Origin of the sequence: Pseudomonas sp. R5(2019), assembly GCF_009905435.1 — a bacterium.
In the GTDB taxonomy this organism is placed as follows: domain Bacteria; phylum Pseudomonadota; class Gammaproteobacteria; order Pseudomonadales; family Pseudomonadaceae; genus Aquipseudomonas.
The window spans coordinates 53991-78937 of the sequence record NZ_JAAAMT010000001.1; the positions used below are offsets into that span (position 1 = coordinate 53991).

Sequence of the window (24947 nt, forward strand, 5' to 3'; positions counted from 1 at the left end):
GCGTTAAGCCCTTCAGCCTGATGTGTTGTAACATTCCGCGCTTATTCCGCTATCTGCGAAACACCCCCCGCTGCGCTTTTCAGGTACTCCATGAAATCCACCCGTATACGTGCCGACGTCCTGGCAGGACTGACGACCTCTTTTGCTTTGGTTCCCGAATGCATTGCCTTCGCCCTCGTTGCCCACCTCAACCCACTGATGGGCCTCTATGGAGCCTTTATCATTTGCACCCTGACTGCGTTGTTCGGCGGTCGCCCGGGGATGATTTCCGGTGCGGCAGGGTCGATGGCCGTGGTGATCGTGGCGCTGGTGGTGCAGCACGGCGTGCAATACCTGCTCGCGACCGTGTTGCTGGGCGGGTTGATCATGGTGCTGTTCGGCCTGCTGCGCCTGGGCAAGCTGGTGCGAATGGTGCCGTATTCGGTAATGCTCGGCTTCGTCAACGGGCTGGCGATTGTCATTGCGCTGGCGCAACTGGAGCATTTCAAGGTGGGGGCGGCGTGGCTCAGTGGCACGCCGCTGTACCTGATGTTGGGGCTGGTCGCGCTGACCATGGCGATTGTCTATGGGTTGCCGCGCCTGACTCGCGCCGTTCCGCCGGCGTTGGTGGCGATTCTGGGTGTGGGCCTGATGGTCTACCTGCTCGACCTGCCGACGCGCACGTTGGGTGATATGGCGCATATCGCCGGTGGGCTTCCGGGCCTGACGCTGCCCGGCGTGCCCTGGAGCCTGGAAACCCTGCGCATCATTGCGCCGTATGCGCTGTTGATGGCGCTGGTAGGTTTGCTGGAAACCCTGCTGACGCTGAACCTGACCGACGAAATCACCGAAAGTCGTGGTTACCCGGACCGTGAATGCGTGGCACTGGGCGTGGCTAACCTGGCGTCCGGTCTGTGCGGCGGCATGGGCGGCTGCGCCATGATCGGGCAGACCGCGATCAACTTGAGCTCCGGGGGGCGCGGGCGTTTGTCCGGCGTCGTCGCAGGTGTCATGATCCTGATGTTCGTGCTCTTCCTGTCGCCGCTGATCGAGCGTATTCCGCTGGCCGCGCTGGTGGGCGTGATGTTTGTGGTGGCCCAGCAAACCTTCGCCTGGGCCTCGCTGCGAGTGCTGCACAAAGTGCCGTTGAGCGATGTACTGGCAATCATCGCCGTGACCCTAGTGACCGTGCTGACGGACCTGGCCACCGCCGTGCTGTTCGGCATTCTGATTGCGGCCATCAACTTCGCCTGGCAACAAGCTCGCGAGCTGTATGCCGACAGCCACCTTGAAGCGGATGGCAGCAAGCTGTACCTGCCGCATGGCACGCTGTTCTTCGCCTCGACCACGCCCTTTCTGGACCAGTTCGACCCCGCCAACGACCCGGCGCAGGTGACGCTCGATTGCCGGCATCTGAGCTTCGTCGATTACTCGGCGATTGTCGCTTTGAAAACCTTGCGCGAGCGTTATGACAATGCCGGCAAGCACCTGCGCGTGGTGCATTTGTCCGAGCGTTGCAAACAGCTGCTCAAGCGGGCGGGGGTGCAGTACAGCTGAAGGGACCCTCGATCACTCGGTGGTTTAATCAAATGTCATAATTTCACCCGCTCTGGCCTGGACCTTTTCCCACGATGCGCAATCATTGTTGAATCGGAAATGAAAAGGAGGTGCGCATGTTCAGCCGGTCCCTGACCTTCTTCACGCTCTTGGCGATCGCAAGCCCCGTGCTGGCCGCCGACAGTGACTCCCCCCTGGCTCAGGAGCGCGGCAGGACCCGACCTTTGATCGTGATCGCGCCCAGTTCCGTCGACCCTACGCTGGTCCAGCTGAAAAAGTCCCTGGAGGAGCCTGAGAATCGCAAGGGTTTCAACGAGCGCAAGATGGTGCTGTTTACCGTGGTGAACATGATCGGCCAGCGCGACGGCAAGCACCTTGACCCGCAAACCACCATGGCGTTGATTCGAGAGCTCAAGCTGGGTGCCAGCACCGGCACCAAGGTCATTCTGGTCGGCAAGGACGGCGAGAAAAAACTGGAAGAGATCGGCAGCGCCGACATCAAGAAAATCTTCACCACCATCGATGCGATGCCCATGACCGAGAAGGAAGCCACGGCTGCGGCCCCGGCGGAACCCGAGGCAGCAGCGGCCGAAAAGCCGGGCAAACCCGCCAAGCCGGCCAAACCGCTGCCCCCGCCTAAACCGCTGGAAGACTGACGTCAGGGCCGCGCTTCCAGAATCAGGTTGAACGGCGTTTCAGTCGCCCGACGGAACCGGCTGAACCCGGCCTGCTTGAAGACTTCACGCAAACGCCCTTCACCGGCCTGGGCGCCCAGGCCCAACCCCACTTCCTGCGACAGCGAATTGGGGGTGCAGATAAAGGTTGAAGCGGCATAGAACAAGCGCCCAACGGGCGTCATGTTCTGATCCAGCGTGTCGTTGGCGAACGGCTCTACCAGCAGCACACTACCGTCTGGCTTGAGCGCCTGCAGCGCATGCCGGGCGGCGCCCACCGGGTCGCCCATATCGTGCAGGCAGTCGAAATAGCAGATCAGATCGTAATCCCGGCCCGGGTAGTCCTTGGCCGTGAACTGAGCGAAGTGAGCACGCTCGTCCACCCCCGCCTCCTGCGCCCGCTGGGTGGCAGTGTCGATGGAGGGGGCGTGGCAGTCAAAGCCCTCGAAGCGCGAGTCGGGAAAGGCCTGCGCCATGATCACCGTCGAAGCGCCATGCCCGCAGCCGACGTCCGCCACCTTGGCGCCGGCCGTGAGCTTGGGCACCACGCCCTCCAGGGCCGGCAACCATTCGGCGACCAGATGAGCGCGGTAACCAGGCCTGAAAAACCGCTCGGTGCCACTGAACATGCACGGATGATGATCGCCCCAGGCCAGTGCGCCATTGCCACGCATGGCGGCGACCAGCTTGTCTTTATCATGGAACAGCGACGCCACCACCACCGCGCCACCGGCCACGTACACCGGCGAATCCTCGATAGCCAGCGCCAGGGCCTGTTCTTCCGGCAAGCGAAATTGGCCATCTTGGTGTTCCATGTAGCCTGACGCCGCATGGGCACTGAGCCATTCCCGGAGCAGCCGGGCGTTGCAGCCGGTTTTGCCTGCGAGCGCTTCGGGACTGACCGGCTGGCTGTCGGCCATGGCCCGGTACAGACCCAGTTCTTCGCCAACAATGATGTTGGCAAGCATCGCCGCGGCGCCCATGTCGCTGACCAGCTTGCCCATGAAGTCGTTGAGTTTGGCCTCGTCCATTGTCGTTCCTCCCGCAAGAAGACCCCCGCGAAGGTGGCGGTGGTCGGCCAGGGTTTGGGCGCCCGCTCGGCATAGAACAGCAGGGGAGGAGGCGTCGATGTCACACACATCGAGCAGGGCTCGAACGGGAGGGGTGGTCCCGTTGGGTCAGGCCTTTAAGTGTAGCCCGCAAAAAACCGGTTCAGCGTTTGCCCATCGAACGACGGGTACCGTTCGGCGCGCGGCCTGGGGTCTTGTCGTGGTTGGATTTGCCAGCACCCGGGTAGCGCGCCTGATCCTGCTTTTTGGCAGCGGCAAAGGCGGCTGGCTTGAACGGGAAGCTGAACGCGGGAATGGCCGGTTTGCTGTCCTGGTCGTTGACGCGGGTATCTACAGGCGTCGGCTCGACAGACAGTGGGGGAACGACAGACATGGAAAAGCTCCGAAGAGGGCAAGGTATAGGCCTGGGCACACGCGATTGGGTGCCCTGAGGCGCGGCAGTATACCTGTAGATCCCGCGTTTCGGCGCGCGGGCTGTCAGGTCGGGCGTGCGAATGCCATCGCCAGCGAACAGCACATAGATTGATGCGCTGCAGCGATGTCTCTGGGTGGCTCAATACATGCTGCGCAGTTGGCCAGGCCAGTAATAACTACCGCGTGTAGCAACCGCGGCCGCTGCACCCTCGCTCATTCAGTCAAGGAGAACTGTATGAGCGAAGGATACGTAAACATTGTGCATGGAAGCAGCTCAAGCTCGGGCAGCGGCGGCTTTTTTGGAAATGCGTTCACCCGCCCCGGGCGCTCAAGCCGCAAGCGCCGGATGAGGCGACTGCGTGCTCGCGAACAGGCACGTCAGCAACAGGCCATTGCGGCGCAACAGCAGATCATCAGGGCGCGAATTCAATCGTTCGAGGCAGCTCGGCAACGGTTGGATCAACGTCACGCCGCCGATCTTGCCGACAGCGCGAATCGATTGCAGGCAGAACTGGATGCTCTGCGTCCTCCGGAGCATGTACTCAGCGATGTGCCCGGCGTCTATTCGATCCTTCGGGAAAAGAATGTTGTCGACCAACTGATCGCGCAGAAGCAACAAGCACTGCAAGCGGTCCTCCCCACAGCCCATTCCTTTTACCCAGGCGATCCGCAGGGCAAGTCCACCGAGCAATACCTGGCAGCCTACAACGCGTTGTCCGCTGCCGGGGTCGACGCCTTTCAACGTTGGCATGACGCCTATGTCGCGAGTCAGGCGGCGCAGCAGCTCAATGAGGCGTTGCAGTCGCTGATTGCTCGCTCCGATGCACTGGCGGCCAGACAGGCGCACAAGCAAGCAGATTGGCAGCGCATGGCCGAGCGCGGAAGGGCGTTCGCTGAAGCCGAAACGCTACGGCAAGCGGATATCAAGCGGCTGCACTCAAGTGAGGAGGCCCGTCACCAGCGTCAGGTAATGACGGCTCATACGGCCAGCGTTCCGATCGCCGTTGCCGCTGCAAGGCCAGTGTTGTTGGCCGGAGCTTCTGCCTTGGGCATAGAGGCTGGCGTGCGAGCGCTGGAGGCAACGCTGCGCCAGGCGGTTGCGGAGCTTGCCAGGGTGGCGGCGATACCCGTCGGGCAGTCAGTCGGATCGTTTGTCACCTTGATGCTGTATTCCCCGCCGCTGGCTGACGGTGAGTTATCCGCCGAGCTGAGCGGGGGACGGTTTCAGGCATTGGTCACCCCACTGGATGTGCTTGCACCGATCTCATCAAGCGAGCTGAGAAAGGCGGCCGAAGGGGGCACCACGGTTGAGCTGCCTTACCGTATCAAGACCGAGACGGCCAACGATGCGACCAAGGTCCATCTGGTCAAGACCGATGGGCTTGCAGTGCCTTCGGACGTACCGGTCAACGCCGCTGTGCATGACCCGTTGCGCGATGTCTATGTGGTTCAAGGCAGTGGCATGCCGCCGACCACTCTTGAGTTTGGTCCCGCTTCGGTTTCACCCCTCGAGCCTGGCGTAACCTCCGGCCTGGCGAGCACGTCCACGGGCACCCTGGTAGAGGCAATTCCAACAGGTGCCGACACCCAATGCAGCGACTGCATCGTGGTTTTTCCACCGAGCGCTGGCCTTGAGCCGCTCTACATCGGTTTCAAGAGCAACGAAGCCGGCCCCGGCGTGGTCAGCGGCCTGGGGCAATCGCTGGACACCACGCTTCAGCGCCAGCTGACCGCGCACGGCAGTGCGGCCATCGCGTCACCGATGGCTGATCAGCTGCGCTGGCGCAGCTTCGACTCCGTTGAAGCCCTCAGGTCGACGGTGTGGCAACAGCTGGCCAGAGAGCCCGCGCTGCTGGGGCCCTTCGAGACATTGAATATCCGGCGCATGCAGCAAGGCTTCGCACCATACGCTCCGCGCGTGCAGTGGCAGGCTGGCCAGCAGACGTTTGAGCTGACTTACACGCAGACCGGAATGCCTGCCGGGGCAGACTACAACCTCGACCATATGCGGATCACCGGACCACAGGTCAGCGACGGCAGGCCGCTGGTGACACGTCCGGCTCTGCCTTGGTCCGAAGCCAGCAGTGCGGCATCGCAAGCGCTCACAGCAGCGCTTGAGCAACAAAGAGTCCTTGAACAACAGCGTCGTCAAGACCAGCTAGAGCGAGAAGCCCAAGAGGCGCGCCGCCGAGAAGCCCAGCGTGCGGCGAACACCTACTATTTGCCGCCCCGGTTCGCCGAGTCAGCAACGTTTTTTACCAGCCCGTCCGGCGTCATCCAGGACTACGGGAATACCCTCCAAAGCGCACTTGGCCTGGCCATTAGCGACCTTGCTACAGAGGCCACTGCCAACACCGGTGAGGTGTTTGCCAGCCTGACGTTCCCTTCGCCAGCAGACGCCGAGTTCGCCTTTGCGGTCGCCTTGCCAGTACTTGCGCCTCATATCGACCTGACGGCCGTGCCGCCTTCGACGTTCGATCTTCCCTACCGCATCGGTGTGCTGAGCGAAGGCGCCGAGGTGGCCGTGTTCGCTGTCAGCACTCAGAGCCTTGAACTGGGCGCAGGCGTGCGGGTCAAGCCTCTTCAATTCGATGTCGCCAGCAACAGTTACAGCGGGCAGACCGACGGCCTGCCAACCAGAACGCTGACCACCACGCCGTTTCGGGCACCGGGTGCCGAATTGATCGGATCGACCCATCTGCCCGCTGCGCCGTCGTTGATAGTGGCTTACACCGGCAGCACTGCCGGACCGATCGCACCGGAGGTTGAGACCTACCCGGCTGCCGAAGGCGACATCGACGATTACATTTACTGGTTTCCGAAAGAGTCCGGGCTTGCACCGCTCTACGTTGTGTTCAAGAACCGGGAGGGGCCCAGGTATGAGCCGGGTGTGGTGACTGGCTTGGGGCAGGCGGTAGAGGGACTTTGGCTGGGCGCGGCGGTGCGGGGCCGGGGGCACCGATTCCAGTGCAGGTGGCGGATGCGTTGCGTGGGCGGGAGTTCAGGGATTTTGATTCGTTCAGATCGGCATTTTGGCAAGCAGTGGGCGCCAACCCGGAGTTGTCAGCTCAATTTAGTCGGAACAATTTGGAGCGGGTTCTCAGGGGGAAAGCTCCCTATGTGCTGCCCGGAGATCATTCAGGAAAAAGGAAGGTGTTTGAAATTCATCATGTACTGCCGATCAGTAATGGAGGAGCGGTCTATGACGTCGATAATCTGCGGGTGTTAACGCCTGTGAAACATATTGAATTGCATTCGGCCAAATCTGGAGAGAAATCATGAAGCTAAGAAGCACACTTGAAGAATATACAGAAGCTGAGTTTGAAGAATTGGTGAGCATTGTGTTTTACGACAGGTTGGATTCTGACGAAGAGTTGAGCGACCTTATCGATGAAATTGATCGTCTGACGGAGCATCCACGCAAGTATGGAATTATTTGTTACCCGGAACCCGATGCTGAAGATTCCCCAAAAGGTGTCATCAACACCATCAAAACCTGGCGAGCCGCGAACGGTAAACCAGGCTTCAAACCCGTATAAGACTGACACCTGACAGCAGCCGGTTGGCGATGGATTCGCCAACCGGCTTGCAGTTCACCTGTTCTCCATCGAATGGAATCGAATCATGGAACTCAAACCCAACTTGCAAGCCTACACCGAGACCCAATTCCTGACCTTGCTCAACACGCTTTGGGAAGCGGATATGTCGGAGGCTGAACACAATCGTCTTGTCCAGCACTTCGATGAGATATGCGAGCACCCACTCGGTGCCGATTTGCTGTTTTATTCGGCCGATTACGGCCATTGGGCAAACCCCGAGGGTATCGTTGCCACAATCAAGGCATCTCTGGCCTACAGGACGAGACCAGGCTTTGCTGATGATCCTTCGGCGCCTGCAAAGCCGGCTCAAGCCAGCGGACCGTTGGACCCCGCTTTCGACGCGGCCACTCAAGCGGCTGCCGAACGCCAGGCGATACGTATCGCCAATGCTGCCAGCCGCTCGACGCGCTTCCCGGACCTGCTGGCGCTGGCCAATCAACTGGATCAAGCTGAGCAAACCGCGGAGCAGGCGTTGAGCCAATGGGACAATGCCATCCGCGACATCGAGCGCTCGCTTGCCGCTCCACAACCTGAACAGACGCCAACGCAGCGCATGAATCAATTGGAGGCGGACCGAGCGACGCTGGAGCTTCTGGGCTCCTCAGCGCGCAAGGCTGTCTGGAATATTCGCGGCATCCGCATGAGAGTGGAGTTTGCGCAAGGCTCTGCCGAAAGTGCCTTCAGGTTCCAATCCAGAGGCAAGACACTTGAAGAGTTACAGTCCGCGCTGCAGTTCATCACTCAAATAGCGGAGCAACATGCTGCCTCTTGGCCGGCTGTCGAGGCCTATCACGTGCAGCTCAAAACAAGGGGGGAGGCATTGCTTGAGCTGTTCGATGAGCGCCGCATTCGCTTGCAGGCTGCCAGTGGGCAGCAACCGTGGAATTCTCCGAGCCACTTATCCATAGCAGCGAAGTCCGCAAGCCAGGGGCCTCGAATACTGACCCCGGCGCTGGGTGCGATGAATGCGTTTACCGAGTTGCTGATACCGTTGCAGCAGTCGCTGTTATCCGCGGTTGCCTATATCAATCGCTTGACGGAAAACGGGCAGTCCAGCGTCGGGTTGTCTGCCGACATACTGCGATTTTCCACGCGCCTGGGTCATGATGAGCGCTTCGCGCTAAGCCTGCCACTCACCGCGCTCGGCCCACTGCCTGAAGCAAACTGGCAGGAACTGGCCAGGCAAGAAAGCGACCTCCAGCTCGCATTACGACTGGGTAGCGGGCCGGTTATACAGGACGGAAGGACGTTTCAGCGCGTCTTTGTCGTGTCCGCGGACGGGCCTGCAATGCCGCGACGGATAAGGGTCAGGTCGGCGAGCTTCGACAGCAAGCGCCAGCTTTACAGTTTCACCACCCCAGGCGCAGGCCCGATCACTTTGAACTGGACTCTGCCTGACTCGGTCGACGTTGTGCCGGCTGCACCTTCCGCGACCCAGTACCCCGGCATCATGTCCGCTCCTCGCCAGCCGCTGTTCGAAGCTTTAGACCCAGCAACGGATCTGCTGATCGACGATTACATCATCGTCTTCCCTGCGGCCTCTCGCCTGCCTCCCTTGTACGTGATGTTCAAGCCTTGCCTTGATTACCCGGGTGTGGCGAGCGGGCAGGGTGAACACTTGCAGAGGCCGTTGCTTGATTTTGGCGGTGGAGCACCGATTCCAGCGTCGATTGCCGACCTGATGCGTGGCAGGGTGTTCAAGCATTTTGCAGCATTCAAGCGGGCACTCCTGCAGGCTATCGGGGAGGATCCGCAGGTGAGCGCAGAGGTCGAGGGTGTGCCAATGGGGATTTATCACAAGCTTGCCGTCGAGGCGGGCGGAGGGGTGTTTGACATGGATAATCTGGTGATCGCGCGGTCGCATTGATGTTGTTGAATCGGTGAGCCTCAGGTCGAGCGAATGTTCCTACGTGAATATCTCTGAATTCTTTCTGGGTTCTTCTGGAGTTCTCTACCGGGTCGCGGGGCACAAGAAATATCCTACGAAACCTGTCGCCTGCCATGAACTTGTCCCTGCGAAGCTCGATCCCTAGTCTTTCCCGGTCGCTGAATGTTCAGCGATCGGGTGTGGAAGCCCGGGGTTCAAGAGTCGAATGGCGCCAGCTCGCAATGTTTTATGGCGGCTGTGCGTGGGAGGGCCATTGTGTCCTGCCGGGTTTTTCGACTGCTTTTTCCCCGGTCTTCCACCCCGCGTACAGTTGCCACCCGATTGCGTGGAAGCGAACGGGTGCGACCTCAGGAGAAAAAAGTCGCATGAAGAAGATTGTTCCCGACCCACCCCTCGACTCCATCAAAACCCACTTCACCCCCTTCGGCAGCTGCGATGCCCCACACGGGCCGCTATTCGCCGTGGTCGCCGGCATACCCGCGGAAGATGCGCTGGTGCATGCCTCGCTGTACCTCAAATGCGTACTCGCCACCGCCCAGGAGGCCGTGCCCCATACCGGCGAAGCTGGCCGGGGGATGCTGTGGTCTGCGGTGCATTCGGCCGAAATGGCCAAGGCGCTGGTGGATGCCTTGCTCGATGGGCTTGAGGCTGAGCAGGACAAAGCTGCTCAGGCCTGAAAAGCCTTCGCGGGCAAGCCTTGCTCCCACAAAATCAAAAGCACCGCAGTTTCGGCAATTATGTAGATCGGTGTGGGAGCAAGGCTTGCCCGCGAAGCTTTTAAGGCGGCTGACTACTTCATCCCCGCCGGCAACCTCAACGTCCCCGAATCACGGAACCGCACCGTGCCAAACAACCCGCCCGCCAGCTTGCCGCGTACCACATACGGCAACCCATCCAGGCTTTGCGTGCGGCTGAACCCCACGGCCTGACGCAACACCGAAAACGCCGAAATGCTCACCGGCACCACTACCACCTCTTCGCTGAAGCGCTCGACAATGCCGCGCTGGTCGCTGACGCCCGAGGCCAGCGGTTGACCATTGACGACAAGGTCCAGGTAGACGCCGTTGTAGTGGATTGCGGTGTCGTTCGGGTTGAGCAACCGCAGCTTGACCGCCATGCGCATTTCCAGTTCCTGGCTGGGCAACGGCTGGATGCCGACCACGGTGATGCTGATCGGGTCGCGCTGGGGGAGCAGCGAGCAGGCGCCCAGGCTCAGCAGCAAGGCAACCGCGAAGGTGGGCAACAGGGCAGAGCGTAGGCGGTGGATCATTCGGGGCTCCGATGGGATAGCATCTGCAGGCGACTTCCCGAGTCTGCAATAAGCGGATAACCCTTTGCATTAATCGGCTATCTGCCCGTTGAACGGATTTTTAGACTGTCATCCAAAATCAATAATTCGAGTGTATGCCCATGACCGTGAAAATTTCCCAAACTGCCGAGCTTCAAGCGTTCTTCAAAGAGGTCAGCGGCTTTGGCAATGACCAGGGTAGCCCGCGCCTGAAGCAATTGATGTTCCGGGTGATCAATGAAGTCGCCAAGGTCATCGAAGACATGGACGTCAGTGACGACGAGTTCTGGACCCTGGTCGATTACTTCAATCGCCTCGGCGCTCGTAACGAAGCCGGGCTGCTGGTGGCGGGCCTTGGCATCGAGCATTTTCTCGACCTGTTGCAGGACGCCAGGGATGCCCAGGCCGGCCTGCTCGGCGGCACCCCGCGCACCATCGAAGGTCCGCTGTACGTGGCCGGCGCGCCGCTGCATGAAGGGTACACGCGTATGGACGACGGGAGTGAAGACGGCGTCGCCACGGTGATGTTTCTCGAAGGTGTAGTGCGCGACACCGACGGTCAGCCACTGGCCGGTGCCGTCGTCGACCTCTGGCAGGCCAACACGCAGGGCAACTATTCCTGGTTCGACCAGAGCCAGTCGGAGTACAACCTGCGCCGCCGCATCGTCACCGACGCCGAGGGTCGCTACAAGGCCCGCAGCATCGTGCCGTCCGGTTATGGCTGCAATCCGCTGGGCCCGACCCAGGAGTGCCTGGATGAGCTCGGCCGTCATGGCCAGCGTCCGGCCCATATCCATTTCTTTATCTCGGCGCCCGGCCATCGGCATCTGACCACGCAAATCAACCTGTCGGGCGACAAGTACCTGTGGGACGACTTCGCCTACGCCACCCGCGACGGCCTGGTCGGAGAGGTGCGCTTTATCGATGACAGCGCGGCGGCAAGTGCGCGCGCAGTCGCAGGGCGCTTCGCTGAAATGACCTTCGACTTCGCCTTGCAGCCAGCCGTGGCAACGCGGGACGAGCAACGCAGCCAGCGTCCGCGGGTGCTGCAGGAGGCCTGAGGACGCTGAATAGGCATTGAATGTGCCTACCTCTACGATTACCAGGGCCGTGGCCGCACTTACACCCTGAGCTGGTCGATGGCCTATTGAGGCGGTTCGGCAAACGCGCTAACCAGGTCCTGGGTCATTGCCTGCTGGGCTTCGCTGGGTGGCTGCGCACGGTGGCTGGCCAGGTGAAAGGGCGCTTCGAAACCGAGCGCCAGTTCATCCAGCGCCCGCAGCAGGCCGCGCTCTACCCAGGGCGCGGCGAAGTGGCAGGGCAGGTAGCCGATATGTCGGCCCGAGAGAATAAACGCCAGCGCACCTTCAACCTGCTCGGAGCGCGCTGAGCATTGGCCGCCATGGAACGGCTCGCGGCTTTTGAGGAAACGGTAGGGGTGCTCGACCCGGTCAACCTGCTGTAGCGCTTCAACGCTGACATCGGTTCGCGTGAACAGCGGATGGCCCTTGGCGCAGTACAGCTGCTGGGTCTCGCAGAACAACAACTGGTAATCAAAGGCACTCTGGCTACCGGAAAAATAGCCGATGGCCAAATCCAGGCGCTGCTGCAGCAGCAAGCGCTCCATCTCCGCCGGCATGGCGCTCACCAATTCCAGCTGCACCGACTCATCGCGCTGGCGAAAACGCTCGATGGCATTGGCCAGGCGCAGGGTCACGTTCAGGTCCTGGGCTTCGGAAATGCCGATGCGAACCTCGCCCAGCAAGCGCCCGGCCACACCATTGGCCTGATGACGGAAGGCTTCGATGTTGGCGAACAGTTCGTGGGTGGCCGTGAGCAGCGCGTCGCCCTTGGCGGTCAGCCGAAAGCCGGCCTTGCCGCGGCTGCACAGGCGATAACCCAGGCGCGTCTCAAGCTTGGCCATCTGCTGGCTGATACTCGGCTGGCTCAGGCCCAGTGCTCCTTGAGCGGCGCTGAACCCGCCGGCTTCAACCACCTGAACAAACAGGCGCAGCAGTTGCAGGTCGAGGTCGTGCAGTTGTCCAAGCATCAAACATTGCTCCGGGCGCATGTCAGAATAATTAGCTTCGTATTTTTCTAATGTAAACCAGCGAGCATGATGCTGGCACTTCCGTTTCGAGGTGCTCGTCATGCGTTCATCCCTGTGGTTGTTTTCCCTGGTTCTGGCCTTGCCGGTGGCGCACGCCGAAGACAAGGTGGTCAATCTGTACAGCTGGGCCGATTACGTCGCGCCAGAGACATTGGCGCGTTTCGAGCAGGAAACCGGCTACAAGGTGCGCTACGACACCTTCGACACCCCCGAGGTATTGGAAACCAAGCTGCTCACCGGTGGCAGCGGCTATGACGTGGTGGTGCCGTCGTCCAGCGTGTTGGCCCGGGCCATGACCGCCGGCGGCTTGCAGCGCATCGATCGGCAAAGCCTCAAAGGCTATGCCAACCTCGACCCGGATATGTTGGCCAAGCTGGCCGCGGTGGACCCGGGCAATCACTATGCGGTGCCGTACACTTGGGGCACGCTGGGCCTGGGCATCAACCTGGAAGCGGTGCGCAAGCGTCTGCCGGAGGCGCCGCTCGACAGCCTCGACCTGCTGTTCAAGCCCGAATACGCCAGCAAGTTGAAGGATTGCGGCATCGCGCTGCCGGATTCGCCGCAGGAAGTCATCGGCCTGGCCCTGCATTACCTGGGCAAAGACCCTTACAGCCGCCACAAGGATGACCTGGCGGCTGCGCAAACGCTGCTTTCCCGGTTGCAGCCGTCGATCAACTACGTTGCCAACGGCCGCCAGATCAACGACCTGGCCAACGGCAGCGTGTGCCTGGCCCTGACGTATAACGGCGACGCGAGCATGGCCGCCGATCAGGCCCGCAAGGCTGGCAAGCCGTTTGAAGTGGCCTACCGCATTCCCCGTGAAGGCACGCTGATCTGGCAGGACAACCTGGCCATTCCCAAGGACGCCCCGCACCCGGAGGCGGCCCGGGCCTTTATCGAGTTCATGCTGCGCCCGGACTCGGTGGCGGCGCTGACCAACACCCTGTTCTTTGCCAACGCCAACCAGGCGGCCACGCCGCTGGTCGATGAAGCGGTGCGCAATGACCCGGACATCTACCCCAGCAGCGAGGTGCGCAGCCGCCTCTACGCCGATCGCAGCATGGACTTGCGCGACCTGCGCCAGCGCACCCGTGTATGGACCACTTTCCGTAGCCGCCAATAAGAGCATCCGACCATGGATCATGCCCCTTTGAACGATCAGGCCCTGACCCGCGACAGCCTGTACGGCACCTTCGCCGAAAGCACCTTTGCCGGTATCACCAGCTTCTCCCGCCGGCGCTACAGCCGGGATTTGCGCGGCGTCGACGTCGCCGTCAGCGGCGTGCCGTTCGACACCGCCACCAGCAACCGCCCCGGCGCCCGCTTTGGCCCGCGCGGGGTCCGCAATGCATCGGTGCAGTCGGCCTGGGCACGGCACTGGCCGTGGGAGTTCGACCCCTTCGACCACCTGGCGGTCATCGACTACGGTGACTGCGCCTTCGACTACGGCACCCCGCAATCGGTGCCCGCGGCCATCGAAGCCCATGCCGAGCAGATCCTCAGTGCCGGTTGCGCGATGCTGACCCTGGGCGGCGACCACTTCATCAGCTACCCGTTGCTCAAGGCCCATGCTCGCCATCACGGGCCGCTGGCGTTGATCCATTTCGATGCCCATAGCGATACCTGGCCCGACGAGGAGGGCCAGCGCATCGACCATGGCACCATGTTCTGGCACGCCGCCCGCGAAGGGCTGGTGGATCCGGCCAGGTCCGTGCAGATCGGCCTGCGTACCACCAATGACGACACGGCAGGTTTTCAGGTATTGGATGCTCGCCAAGTGCACCGCCAGGGCTGCGCAGCCATCGTCGAGGCGATTCGCCAGCGGGTTGGCGACCACCCGGTTTACCTGACCTTTGATATCGACTGCCTGGACCCGGCCTACGCGCCCGGTACCGGCACGCCGGTCTGCGGCGGGTTGAGCACCGTGCAGGCGCTGGAGATCCTCGGCGGGCTGCGGGGGATCAACCTGGTGGGCATGGATGTGGTCGAAGTCGCCCCGGCCTATGATCATGCCGACATTACGTCGCTGGCAGCGGCGACCCTGGCAATGGAAATGCTGTGCTTGTACGCCGCGAGGCATAAGCTGTAAGCCTCGCCCTTGAAACATGATGAATCATCTCTGGGCGATTCTCGGCTTTTACCGCGAACCGGGAGCGACTTAGGCTATTGAACGCCTAAGCACGCGCAATAGCGCACGAGGTGATTGTCATGAACACAGCTGTGAAAGGCCTGATGGCGCTGGTGCTCGGGTTGCTGATCGGCAGCCCGGCCCAGGCCGCCAGCCCGCCCGCAAAAGATTTGATCATCGCCATGGATTATCAGCGGCCAGGCCCGATCCAGCGGGCCAACCCCAACAGCCGCCAGGGCAGCGTGCGCGCCACGCCGCCGGTGCGCAGCCCTTCGACCCAGCCGATCCAGCGCACGCCAAACCTGGAAAACCGCGGCATCGGCAATGGCGACAACCTGCGTCGTGAACAACAGCCCCCACGCCTGACACCGCAATCGCCACCCCGTACAAGCGATCGCCCGTGATCGCCTGAATGCACATGGAAGGACGTCTCGATGATTAAACCGCTCTCCCTGTCGGCAGCCTGTGCCGTTGCCCTGATACCGCTGCTGGCCAGCGCCGCGCCCCAGCAGTCCTACCCCAGCGAGCTGGGCAAGGTGCAAGTCAGCACCCTTGCCGAAGGCCTCAAGCACCCGTGGGCGCTGGCGTTTTTACCGGATGCCCAAGGCATTCTGGTGACCGAGCGGCCGGGCAACCTGCGCATCGTCAGCGCCGAAGGCAAGGTCGGCGCACCGATAGGCGGGGTGCCCGAAGTCTGGGCGAACGGGCAGGGCGGCTTGCTCGATGTGGTGTTGTCGCCCGAGTTCAAAAAGGACCGGATGGTGTATCTGTCGTATGCCGAAGGTGGCGGCAACGGCAACAAGGCTGGCACCGCCGTCGGGCGCGGGCGACTGTCTGCGGACCGTACCCACCTGGACGACTTCACCGTTATCTTCCGCCAGGAACCGAAGCTTTCCAGCGGCAACCACTTTGGTTCGCGACTGGTGTTCGACCGTAACGGCTACCTGTTTATCGCCCTGGGCGAAAACGACGAACGCATCACCTCCCAGGATCTGGACAAACTACAGGGCAAGGTGGTGCGAATCTTCCCCGATGGCAAAGTGCCGGACGACAATCCCTTCGTCGGCCAGGCCGGCGTACGCCCGGAAATCTGGTCCTACGGCCACCGCAACCAGCAGGGCGCCGCCCTCAACCCCTGGACCGGCCAACTCTGGACCGACGAACACGGCCCGCGCGGTGGCGATGAGGTGAACATCATCGAGCCTGGCAAGAACTACGGCTGGCCCCTGGCGACTCATGGCATCAACTATTCGCTGTTGCCGATCCCCGAAGCCAAGGGCAAAACCCTGCAAGGCGGCGTCGACCCCCACCACGTCTGGGAAAAATCCCCGGCCATCAGTGGCTTGGCCTTCTACGATGCCGACCGCTTCAAGGCCTGGCAGCACAGCCTGTTCATCGGTGCGCTGGGCGCGCAGGAACTGATTCGCCTGCAACTGGATGGCGAAAAGGTTGTGCATGAAGAGCGGCTGCTGGGCGAATTGACGGCGCGGATCAGGGATGTGCGGCAAGGACCGGATGGGTTCTTGTATCTGTTGACGGATTCAGAGGATGGAGCGCTGCTCAAGGTGGGACTGTAGGAGCCGAGCTTGTCGGGGCGCCGAACCGTCGCGAAACAGGCACTGAGGTGTATCTGGCGCACCGTGTTCAAGCCATCGCGGGCAAGCCTTGCTCCCACGCCGCCATTCCTGCCCGAAATTGCGCGCGGTGCTTTTGATCTAGATGTAGGAGCCGGGCTTGCCCCAATGCCCGTCAGTTAAGTAACTGAACGACGCAACCCTTGTAGGAGCGGACCTGGCCGCGATGGGCTGCGCAGCAGCCCCCGAGGCCGGTGATATATACGACAAGCCCTGGGAGTGCGGGCGGTTTCAGAATCGCCGGGGCCGCTTCGCAGCCCATCGCGGCCAGGTCCGCTCCTACATGGATCTCGCCTTAACTGACCGGCATTGGGGCTTGCCCGCGATGGCATCACTCCGGTATGCCAGAAATACCGTGGCGCCTGCATCGCGACGGTTCGGCGCCCCGACAAGCTCGGCTCCTACATCAAAAAAAGTTGCAGTCAACCATAGAATCTCCCACACCGATCTCCATTCCTGTCGCTCCAGCGCGGAGTGCTTTTGATCTTGTGGGAGCAAGGCTTGTCGGAGCGCCGAACCGCCGCGATGGCATCACCGCGGTCCCACAGATACACCGCAGTGCCTGCATCGCGAGCAAGCGCGCCCCCACATCAAGATCAAAAGCGCCCCGCACACGTCAGGTGGAGCAAAGCCAAACCTTCAGGCGACCTGGCTGGCGCTGACCTCGAACTGCCCGACCAGCTTCTGCAATTTGTTGGCGTTGACCCGCACCCGCTCGGCGCTGCTTTGCAGCACGACCACGGTCTGACGCATGTCGCCACAGGACTGGTCGACCTGCTTGATGGTCTGCCCGCAATCCAGGCTCTTTTCGTTGAGCTGCTGGATAATCCCGAACAGATCCTCCACCGCCCGGTGCAATTGCAGGTTGTCGGTGGAGGCGTTCTGCGCCAGCAGCAGACTGTTGTCGACGTTTTCCACGCCGCTTTCCATAAAGGCCACCGCCTGACGTGTCTCGTTCTGCAGGCCTTCGACCCTCTCCCGTATATGCTCGGCGGCCTTGGCCGTGCGCGTGGCCAGGGTGCGGACCTCGTCGGCGACCACGGCAAAGCCGCGGCCATGTTCGCCGGCCCGCGCCGCTTCGATGGCGGCGTTCAGGGCCAGCAGGTTGGTCTGGTTGGTGATGTCGGTGATCAGGCCGGTAAAGGTGCCAATTTCGCTCATGCGCTTGTCCAGTTGCTGCACGCTGGCGGCCGAGCGGGCGACCACGTTGCGGATCGATTCGGTGCCGGCCTGCACCGCTTCGAACTGTTCGCGAGCCCGCAGTACCACTTCGTCCATGGCCTTTTTCATCTGTTCAGCGGTCAACGACGCCTGCTGGATCTCGCCCAGTTGACCTTCGACAATGATCATCATCCGGTGAATGGCATCGGCGACCTGGGCGCTGGTATGGGTCGCCGCCTGGCTGCGACCGAGCATGCTTTCGTTGGTCTGGCCGACGTGGTGGGAGGCGTGGATCACCTGGCCGACCACAGCGTCCAGATTATCGATAAAGCTGTTGATCCAGCGCGCCATGTCGCCGGTTTCGTCCTTGGCCAGGGTGCTGCTGTCCAAACGCTGGCGCAGGTTGCCTTCACCTTCGGCAATGGTGCGCACCACCCCGGTCATCGCGTTCAGGCGATGGGCCAGGCGCCGTGGGCCCAGGTTGCGGAACAGCAGGGCGGCCAGCAGCATGCTGGCGACTTCGATGCTGTCGACCAGCCAGGGCTGCAAATCAGCAAAATGACGCAACGAGGCGTTGATGGCCAGCAACCCGGTCATGGTCGCCAGGTACGGCTTCATCATGCCGTAGCTCAATGAACGGCGGCGGTACACTTCTTCAAGATCGGCCTCGCACATCATTCCCCAGCGGTCAGCAGAGCCGGGCAACTGAAAGGTCACGCCCTTGCCGACCACCGGAATATGCCGGTAGTCCGAGTAACCGGGGTAGGTGACGAACAGGTTGGAGCCGTTGCGGATGGTTTCCCTGACGCCGGGGTGAAGCTCGCCGGTGGCCGGGTCGATAAAGCGCAGCTCAAGCTCAGTATGACGCTGGATCCGGACCGTGCCCCAATCGGTGTTCACACCGCTCTTGAGGTTCTCGCCCAGGCTGAAGGTGTTGTCTTCAAAGCGCGAGCGCGACAGGGCGGTACCGGGCTGCACGGCGGTGTCGAAGCGGGCGCTGACCATAAACAGGTAGTTGTCGCCAGAATCGGGGTAGATGTGCCCGGCCTCACGCTGGATCAGGTCACCGAGCACATCGTTGGGCACACGTGCGCACAGGCAGCCGAGTACTTTTCCAGCGCGCTTGAGCGGTTGATAGAACATCAGCGTCACTTCGTCATGAAAGCGCGAGCTGGAAGGGCCGATTTTCAGTGTCAGCGGGTCGATATAAGGGCCGTGCAGAAATGCTGCCTTCAGGCCTTCGGCCAGTGGCCGTGCCGCCACCTTGCGTGCAGCGGTGCTGTCGGCCCAGCTCGATGCCAGCACCTGGCCCTGTGTATCGGTGACAAACAGCTCGGACACATCCGTGGCCTGGCCCAGTTTTTCGCGCAGCAGTTCAGCGTCGATATGCTCGAACTCCGCTGCCAGCAGGGCTGCCAGGTCGCCCAGGTACTGCCACTGCTCGCGCGCCCAGTTGTGGAGCAATTTGACCCGCGTCTGGGCGATCGCCTCGAAGGTGTCCTCGATGATCGGGTAAGCTTGCGCGTTGAGTCGGCATGCCCACCTCATGGCCAATTTGCCGCTTTTGCCAAACCAGGGGAGCCAGCTTTTCTCGGTGCAAGAAAGCGGCATCGAATCGCTGCGCAGGGACATGGGCCTTCCTTAACGATAACTTCAAAGGATACTGGCACTTAGCAATTACCAAGCCAGCTAACGATATCGCCGATCGGATGTTTTCAAGTCATCGCTACAGGACGCTCAATGACCGCTTTTATTCAGACCTCGCCTTTGGCCGCCTACGAAGACGCCATCGCCCGTCAGGGTTTTGCCCTGGATGCCTCGCAGCGCGCAGGCGTGGTGGCTCTGCAGGCCTGTTTCGAAACCCTGCACGGTGAGCGACCGCGACAGGCACGGGGCGTGTACCTGTGGGGGCCGGTGGGGCGTGGCAAAACCTGGCTGATGGACCGCTTTTACCAATGCCTGCAGGTCCCGGCGCGGCGCCAGCACTTTCATCACTTCATGGGCTGGGTGCACCAGCGCCTTTTTCAACTGACCGGCACCCGCCAGCCTCTCCAGGCCCTGGCGCGGGCGTTGAGCGACGAAATACGGGTGCTCTGTTTTGACGAATTTTTCGTCAGCGACATTGGCGATGCGATCATTTTGGGGCGTTTGTTCGAAGCCTTGTTCGACGCCGGTGTGGTGATCGTCGCCACCTCTAATCAACCGCCGCAGGCCCTTTACAGCGATGGATTCAACCGCGAGCGCTTCGTGCCGGCCATTGCTGCCATCGAGCGGCACATGCAGGTGGTGGCGGTCGATGGTACCCAGGATCATCGCCTGCACGCAGGGGTTGCGGTGCAGCGCTACTGGGTTCGGGCGGCGGATCAGCCGAGCGAATTTGCCCAGCTGTTCGAGCGCTTGAACGGCGATGCACCGACGCAGGGCGAATCGCTGCTCGTCGGATCAAGGCGCATCAATGTGGTGCGCATGAGTGAGCGGGTGCTGTGGTGCCGCTATGACGAACTGTGCGAGCAGCCCTTGGCGGCCATGGAGTTCATGGCCCTGTGTGATCGCTTCAAGGCGATTTTATTGAGTGACGTGTCGGTGCTGGGCGCCTGCCAGCGCGTGGCCAAAATTGCCCGCGGCACGGAAGACGGGGCCGAACGCGTGGTGGCCGGCGACCGCGAGCTGCCGGCGCTGTCTGTCAACGATAACGGCGTGCGCCGCTTTATCGCCTTGGTGGATGAATGCTATGACCGCAAGGTGCCGCTGTACATTGAGGCCGAGGTTGCGCTGGAAGCGCTCTACACTCAAGGGTATCTGGCGTTCCCTTTCCGGCGTACGCTGAGTCGGTTACGGGAGATGCAACTGCAACGATTCTGTTGAGGGCCCCGGCATGGACAATCGACTTTCGCACCATCTGCTGACCCAGGCCTATAACAACGGCTGGTCCAATCATCGCTTGTACAAGGCCTGCCTGGAGCTGAGCCAGGACGACTTTGTCGAGCCGCGCCGCAGTCTCTTTCCGTCGATCAAGGCCACCCTCAACCATATCCTCACGGTGGACTGGTTTTACCTGAACGCGCTGGAGCGCGAGCAGCGCGGCGATGTGCCCGACCCGGATGCCGAGCGTTTTTTCGAGCCCGAGGAACCCTTCGAATTGTGTGAGCAACTGCAGCGCGAACAGGCCCAGGCCGACCACCGGCTGATTGCTTACTGCAGCCAGCTGCGTGACCACGAGTTAAATCGCTACGTGACCATCCCGCGCCCGGACCGGGTGCAGCGCGATCAACGCCTGCGCCTGCTCTCACACCTGTTTGAACACCAGATCCATCACCGTGGCCAGGTCCATGCGATGCTGGCGGAAACCGAAGTTCGGCCGCCGCAACTGGACGAGTTTTTCTGCGAGGGCGAAGCCGAACTGCGGGCGCAGGACTTCGCCGAACTTGGGTGGACCGAAGAGCAGATCTGGACGCCGTTCTAGCGTTGCGTGCTGCTCAGGCCTGCGCCCAACCGAGGGTGATCATCGCCAGCACCAGATAACGGCCGCCCTTGGCGATCGTGACCAGCACAACGAAGCGCCAGAACGGTTCGCGCATGATCCCGGCGATCAGCGTCAGCGGGTCGCCGACTATCGGTAGCCAACTCAACAGCAACGACCACTGTCCATAGCGTTGGTAGCGCTGCTGGGCGCGTTCCAGTTGCTGTGGGCTGAAGGGAAACCAGCGGCGCCCGCGAAAATGTTCGATGGCCCGGCCCAGCCACCAGTTGACCACCGAGCCGAGCACATTACCCAGCGTTGCGATCAATAACAGGCTGGCCAATGCGTCTGGCTGGCGCAGCAGCAAGCCGACCAGCAGAGCCTCCGATTGCAGGGGCAACAGGGTGGCGGCACCGAAGGCGCTGAAGAACAGCGCCCAGTCGCTCAGCATCGGGGCTTAGTGGCCTGGGTACTGGGCGACGACTTCATCCTTGCCGGCCTGGGTCAGGCCGATGACCTCGTACTTTTCTTTGTGGTCGCCCATTTCCATGCCCGGCGAGCCCATGGGCATGCCCGGAACAGCCAGGCCGCGCAGATCGCTGCGGCCGAGCAGCGTCTTGACTTGCTCGGCCGGGACATGGCCTTCGACGAACTTGCCGTTGATCACGCCGGTGTGGCAGGACGCCAATCGTGGGGCGACACCCAGGCGCTCCTTGACTGCGCTCATGTTTGGCTCGACATGGTCATGGACGGTGAAGCCGTTTTCGCTCATGTGTTTGATCCATTCTTTGCAGCAACCGCAGTTGGGGTCGCGGTAAACGTCGATGGACAAAGCCTCGGCGGCATGGGCCAGGGCGCTGGAGCTGAGCAGAGCGAGCAGTGCGGCACGTTGCAGCAAGGATTTTTTCAGCATGGGATTCTCGTCAGACGTGGGGCGATGACTGATTCTAGCGCGGTTGCACGGTTTGGCGGATTACAACTCTGTCAGGTCGGGCTAGCCAGTAACGTGCTGACCTTCCGGTTTCCCCCCGACCTGCGTTAGCCTTGGCGAATCATCCACAGAGGGGGCAGCGGTTTCATGGACAAAGTCATCGTTATCACCGGCGCCAGCCGTGGCATTGGCGCGGCTACGGCGTTGTTGGCTGCCCGCGAGGGATACCGGGTCTGTATCAACTATCAGTCAGACGCGCAGGCGGCTGGGCGGGTGCTGGAACAGGTCCGCGAACTGGGCGTCGAAGCCATTACCGTGCGCGCCGACATGAGCATCGAGGATGAAGTGGTGCGCTTGTTCAAGCGGGTCGATGCAGAGCTGGGCCGATTGACAGCGCTGGTCAACAACGCGGGCACGATCGGGCAGACTTCCCCGGTCGAGGAAATGTCAGAGTTCCGGCTGTTGAAGATGATGAAAACCAACGTTGTCGGCCCGATCCTCTGCGCCAAGCATGCACTGCTGCGCATGTCGCCACGCCATGGGGGGCAGGGCGGTGGCATCGTCAACGTCTCGTCGGTGGCCGCTCGCTTGGGGGCACCGACCGAATATGTCGACTACGCGGCGTCCAAGGGTGCGTTGGACACCTTCACGATTGGACTGGCCAAGGAAGTGGCGGGCGAGGGCATTCGGGTCAATGGCGTGCGGCCCGGGTATATCTTCACCGACTTCCACGCCCTGAGCGGCGACCCTGCGCGGGTCAGCAAGCTGGAATCGGCGATCCCCATGGGGCGTGGCGGGCAGGCCGAGGAAGTGGCGGAGGCGATTATCTGGTTGTTGTCGGACAAGGCCTCGTATGCCACCGGGACCTTCATTGACCTGGGCGGCGGGCGCTGAACCGGTAGGAGCCGGGCTCGCCCGCGATAAGGACGCCGCGGTTTTACGGAAATTGCGCGTCATCGTTCATCGCGGGCGAGCCCGGCTCCTACAGCATTAAAAAAGCGCAGCCACCTCTCAGTGCCTGCGCCAAGGGGGAAGCCTGTCGCTTATTGTTGCATCACAGTCGCCTGGTTGGTCGAGCCGTATTGTTGAATGGTCGCGCTCATGTTCGAGCCGCTCTGATTGACCGTTGCCATGTTGCCGATCCCTCCCTGGTTCACGTAAGCCACGTTGATCCCGTTGTATCCATCGGTTTGCGTGACGTTGGCCGTGTTGCCAGTGCCCTCCTGCCAGGTCAGGCTCTGGTTGCCGGTGCCGGACTGATCCAGGTGGGTGGCGTTGCCATAGCCGTCGCTCAGACCCGCGGCGTAGTTGTTGCTGCCGCGCTGGTCGGCGACCAGGATGTTGTCGCTGCCGTTCTGTTCGAAATACAGCTCGTTGTAGGTCTCGGCCTGGTTGATGGTTGCCTCGTTGCGGTCGCCGTGCTGATTCAGGGTGGTCAGTTGGCTGAGGCCGTCCTGGGTGATGTTGACGGTGTTGCCGGAACCGTTCTGGTTCAGATAAGCGGTCTGGCTGCTGCCGAACTGGCCGCCGTGCGGGCCTTTCCAGTCGCTGGCGTGGATCTTGTTGTCATCGCCCACCTGATTGGCTTCCAAGGTGTGGGCGTCGCCGCTCTGGTAGGTGTAGGCAAGGTTGTTGTTACCGTACTGGAACAGGTTGGTGAACGACTCGGTCGACTCGTACTGGTCGGCATAGATGGCGTTCAGGTTGCCCTGTTGAAGGATGGTCGCCAGGTTGTCGACACCGAAACTCTGGTCCACCACGGTTTCGTTGGTCATGCCCTCCTGGTTGATTGTAGCCACGCCGCCGTTGCCGCCCTGGGAGTCTTGCCAGACTTCGGTGGCGTTGCCGATACCGGTTTGATCGATGCGCAGCGTGCCACCGTCGCTGTTGCGCTGGTCACCGTAGGCGTAGTTGTCGTCACCGTTCTGGTAGATGTTGATCTGACCATTCTGGTGGAATACCTGCTCGGCGGCCGCGAAGTTGTTGTTGCCGCCTTGCAGAATATAGGCGTTGTTGGTTTGGCCGCCTTCGAATTGCTCGATATTGGCATTGTTGCCATCACCGTATTGCAAGGTGATCCCCAGGCTGCCGGTCTGGGCGCCCTGGTTGATGAACGAGAAGTTCCCGATACCTATTTGGGTCTGGTAGCTCAGGTTGCCGTCACCGTCATACTGGCTGGCATGCGCGGTGTTCATGGCATCGGTCTGTAGTTGCTGGATGTAGCTGTTGGTTTCATTCAACTGCTCGGCGTAGCCAGCGTTGTAGTCTCCGGTGTGGGTCTGCTCGATCAAGCCATTGGAGCCGTCCTGGACGGCCATGGCATCGTTGCCTTCACCCAGTTGGTCTTGCGTGATCACGCCATCCGCCGAGGCGCTTTGTTGCACCATGGCGATGTTGGCGGTACCCGACTGCTGCTGTTGGGACAGGCTGTCGTCAGCCAGGGCGTTGGCGCTGAGAACCACCAGTACGGCGGCGGTCAAAGGGCTGAGCTTGAACATGGTATTACCTCCAATGTAGTGCCTTGCTTTAGCGGTACTGGTGAATTTGCACGCTCTGACCGTTGCCGGTCTGGGTCACGCTGCTTTGCAGGCCAGAGCCGGTCTGTTCGATGCTGGCGGTGTTCTGGTTACCGTTCTGGGCGATTTGGGCGCGATTGCCGCTGCCGTTCTGGATGATCGAGGCCTGGTTGCCATAGCCCTGCTGGGCGATGGTGGCCATCAGGTCCGCCCCTTGTTGCAGAATGAACGCCTCCTGGTTGCTGCCCGACTGCACGATATTGCCCAACAGCGACTGGCCGCTCTGGTTGACGGTGGCGTGGTTGCCACTGCCGTTCTGGTCAATCAAGGCCTGCTGGCCGAGCGGGGCCGGCATATTGAACAGCGTGGGTGGGTCACCGAGGTCGCTGCCGCCGGCAATGTCGGCGTTGTCCATCAGGTCGTCGGCCAACAGCGCGCCACTGAACAGCGCCAGGCAGAACAGGGCAATGGCAGGTTTGGACATGATCGAATCCTCTTCCCTGGGGTAAACCCGGCCTGCCGCGAGGGCAGGCCGGGT

23 protein-coding genes and 1 pseudogene are annotated in these 24947 nt (G+C 61.6%); 15 read left to right on the forward strand and 9 right to left on the reverse strand.

The genetic code is table 11. The annotated features are described in order from the left end of the window. The first annotated feature begins 90 nt into the window (after positions 1-90). Positions 91-1536 carry a SulP family inorganic anion transporter gene (locus GUY40_RS00265; RefSeq protein ID WP_166566935.1) on the forward strand — a complete coding sequence of 482 codons (1446 nt, stop codon included), beginning with the start codon at positions 91-93 and terminating at the stop codon, positions 1534-1536. A gap of 116 nt (positions 1537-1652) precedes the next feature. Continuing rightward, the gene (locus GUY40_RS00270; RefSeq protein WP_166566936.1) at positions 1653-2192 is read left to right on the forward strand and encodes a DUF4174 domain-containing protein; all 540 of its coding nucleotides are present in this window, start codon (positions 1653-1655) and stop codon (positions 2190-2192) included. Positions 2193-2194: 2 nt separating this feature from the next. Here the strand turns inward: GUY40_RS00270 and GUY40_RS00275 are convergent, their stop codons facing one another. Both GUY40_RS00275 and GUY40_RS00280 read right to left on the reverse strand, forming a co-directional pair. Further along, positions 2195-3241 (reverse strand): class I SAM-dependent methyltransferase, encoded by a 1047-nt coding sequence (locus GUY40_RS00275; RefSeq protein ID WP_166566937.1) that lies wholly within the window; start codon positions 3239-3241, stop codon positions 2195-2197. A 181-nt stretch (positions 3242-3422) separates the two neighbouring features. After that, positions 3423-3653 (reverse strand): hypothetical protein, encoded by a 231-nt coding sequence (locus tag GUY40_RS00280; protein ID WP_256675613.1) that lies wholly within the window; start codon positions 3651-3653, stop codon positions 3423-3425. Positions 3654-4856: 1203 nt separating this feature from the next. Between GUY40_RS00280 and GUY40_RS28625 the strand changes: the two are divergent. The 5 genes and pseudogenes from GUY40_RS28625 to GUY40_RS00300 form a co-directional block, all read left to right on the forward strand. Beyond that, positions 4857-6536, forward strand: a pseudogene (locus tag GUY40_RS28625) (S-type pyocin domain-containing protein); the annotation flags it as partial. Between the two features lie 131 nt (positions 6537-6667). Further along, positions 6668-6976 carry a hypothetical protein gene (locus GUY40_RS28630; protein ID WP_371924669.1) on the forward strand — a complete coding sequence of 103 codons (309 nt, stop codon included), beginning with the start codon at positions 6668-6670 and terminating at the stop codon, positions 6974-6976. Then, the gene (locus GUY40_RS00290; RefSeq protein ID WP_166566939.1) at positions 6973-7233 is read left to right on the forward strand and encodes a bacteriocin immunity protein; all 261 of its coding nucleotides are present in this window, start codon (positions 6973-6975) and stop codon (positions 7231-7233) included. Before GUY40_RS28630 ends, GUY40_RS00290 begins: the two co-directional genes overlap by 4 nt. Before the next feature lie 85 nt (positions 7234-7318). Further along, a complete protein-coding gene (locus GUY40_RS00295; RefSeq protein ID WP_166566940.1) occupies positions 7319-9160 on the forward strand; it encodes an S-type pyocin domain-containing protein in 1842 nt (613 codons plus the stop codon). Between the two features lie 386 nt (positions 9161-9546). After that, on the forward strand, positions 9547-9858 hold the full coding sequence (locus GUY40_RS00300; protein WP_166566941.1) for a DUF6124 family protein: 312 nt from the start codon (positions 9547-9549) through the stop codon (positions 9856-9858). A gap of 113 nt (positions 9859-9971) precedes the next feature. On the opposite strand, the gene GUY40_RS00305 is transcribed toward GUY40_RS00300, so the two are convergent. Beyond that, positions 9972-10451 (reverse strand): LEA type 2 family protein, encoded by a 480-nt coding sequence (locus GUY40_RS00305; RefSeq protein WP_166566942.1) that lies wholly within the window; start codon positions 10449-10451, stop codon positions 9972-9974. A gap of 140 nt (positions 10452-10591) precedes the next feature. Here GUY40_RS00305 and catA point away from each other — a divergent pair, with 140 nt between their 5' ends. Next, on the forward strand, positions 10592-11530 hold the full coding sequence (gene catA / locus GUY40_RS00310; RefSeq protein ID WP_166566943.1) for a catechol 1,2-dioxygenase: 939 nt from the start codon (positions 10592-10594) through the stop codon (positions 11528-11530). Positions 11531-11613: 83 nt separating this feature from the next. On the opposite strand, the gene GUY40_RS00315 is transcribed toward catA, so the two are convergent. Continuing rightward, on the reverse strand, positions 11614-12519 hold the full coding sequence (locus GUY40_RS00315) for a LysR family transcriptional regulator (RefSeq protein WP_166566944.1): 906 nt from the start codon (positions 12517-12519) through the stop codon (positions 11614-11616). A gap of 100 nt (positions 12520-12619) precedes the next feature. Between GUY40_RS00315 and GUY40_RS00320 the strand changes: the two genes are divergently transcribed. From GUY40_RS00320 to GUY40_RS00335, 4 genes are all read left to right on the forward strand, one after another. Then, the gene (locus tag GUY40_RS00320) at positions 12620-13702 is read left to right on the forward strand and encodes a polyamine ABC transporter substrate-binding protein (RefSeq protein ID WP_166566945.1); all 1083 of its coding nucleotides are present in this window, start codon (positions 12620-12622) and stop codon (positions 13700-13702) included. 12 nt (positions 13703-13714) lie between these two features. Further along, a complete protein-coding gene (gene speB, locus GUY40_RS00325; RefSeq protein ID WP_166566946.1) occupies positions 13715-14668 on the forward strand; it encodes an agmatinase in 954 nt (317 codons plus the stop codon). Between the two features lie 119 nt (positions 14669-14787). Further along, the gene (locus GUY40_RS00330; RefSeq protein WP_166566947.1) at positions 14788-15111 is read left to right on the forward strand and encodes a hypothetical protein; all 324 of its coding nucleotides are present in this window, start codon (positions 14788-14790) and stop codon (positions 15109-15111) included. Between the two features lie 30 nt (positions 15112-15141). Continuing rightward, entirely contained in the window at positions 15142-16284 is a 1143-nt protein-coding gene (locus GUY40_RS00335) for a PQQ-dependent sugar dehydrogenase (protein WP_166566948.1), read from the forward strand. A gap of 696 nt (positions 16285-16980) precedes the next feature. On the opposite strand, the gene GUY40_RS00340 is transcribed toward GUY40_RS00335, so the two are convergent. Then, the gene (locus GUY40_RS00340; RefSeq protein ID WP_166566949.1) at positions 16981-19134 is read right to left on the reverse strand and encodes a methyl-accepting chemotaxis protein; all 2154 of its coding nucleotides are present in this window, start codon (positions 19132-19134) and stop codon (positions 16981-16983) included. Between the two features lie 108 nt (positions 19135-19242). On the opposite strand from GUY40_RS00340, the gene zapE reads away from it, so the two are divergent. Continuing rightward, positions 19243-20367 (forward strand): cell division protein ZapE, encoded by a 1125-nt coding sequence (gene zapE / locus GUY40_RS00345; RefSeq protein WP_166566950.1) that lies wholly within the window; start codon positions 19243-19245, stop codon positions 20365-20367. A 10-nt stretch (positions 20368-20377) separates the two neighbouring features. Continuing rightward, positions 20378-20965 (forward strand): DinB family protein, encoded by a 588-nt coding sequence (locus tag GUY40_RS00350; protein WP_166566951.1) that lies wholly within the window; start codon positions 20378-20380, stop codon positions 20963-20965. Between the two features lie 13 nt (positions 20966-20978). Here GUY40_RS00350 and GUY40_RS00355 read toward each other — a convergent pair whose 3' ends face one another. After that, on the reverse strand, positions 20979-21413 hold the full coding sequence (locus GUY40_RS00355; RefSeq protein ID WP_166566952.1) for a YqaA family protein: 435 nt from the start codon (positions 21411-21413) through the stop codon (positions 20979-20981). Positions 21414-21419: 6 nt separating this feature from the next. After that, entirely contained in the window at positions 21420-21875 is a 456-nt protein-coding gene (locus GUY40_RS00360; RefSeq protein ID WP_166566953.1) for a DUF411 domain-containing protein, read from the reverse strand. 165 nt (positions 21876-22040) lie between these two features. Between GUY40_RS00360 and GUY40_RS00365 the strand changes: the two genes are divergently transcribed. Beyond that, the gene (locus GUY40_RS00365; protein WP_166566954.1) at positions 22041-22787 is read left to right on the forward strand and encodes an SDR family oxidoreductase; all 747 of its coding nucleotides are present in this window, start codon (positions 22041-22043) and stop codon (positions 22785-22787) included. A 149-nt stretch (positions 22788-22936) separates the two neighbouring features. Here GUY40_RS00365 and GUY40_RS00370 read toward each other — a convergent pair whose 3' ends face one another. Further along, positions 22937-24391 (reverse strand): curlin, encoded by a 1455-nt coding sequence (locus tag GUY40_RS00370; protein ID WP_166566955.1) that lies wholly within the window; start codon positions 24389-24391, stop codon positions 22937-22939. A 28-nt stretch (positions 24392-24419) separates the two neighbouring features. Further along, complete coding sequence (locus GUY40_RS00375; RefSeq protein ID WP_166566956.1) at positions 24420-24893, reverse strand: curlin; 474 nt, start codon at positions 24891-24893, stop codon at positions 24420-24422. Between the last annotated feature and the right edge of the window lie 54 nt (positions 24894-24947).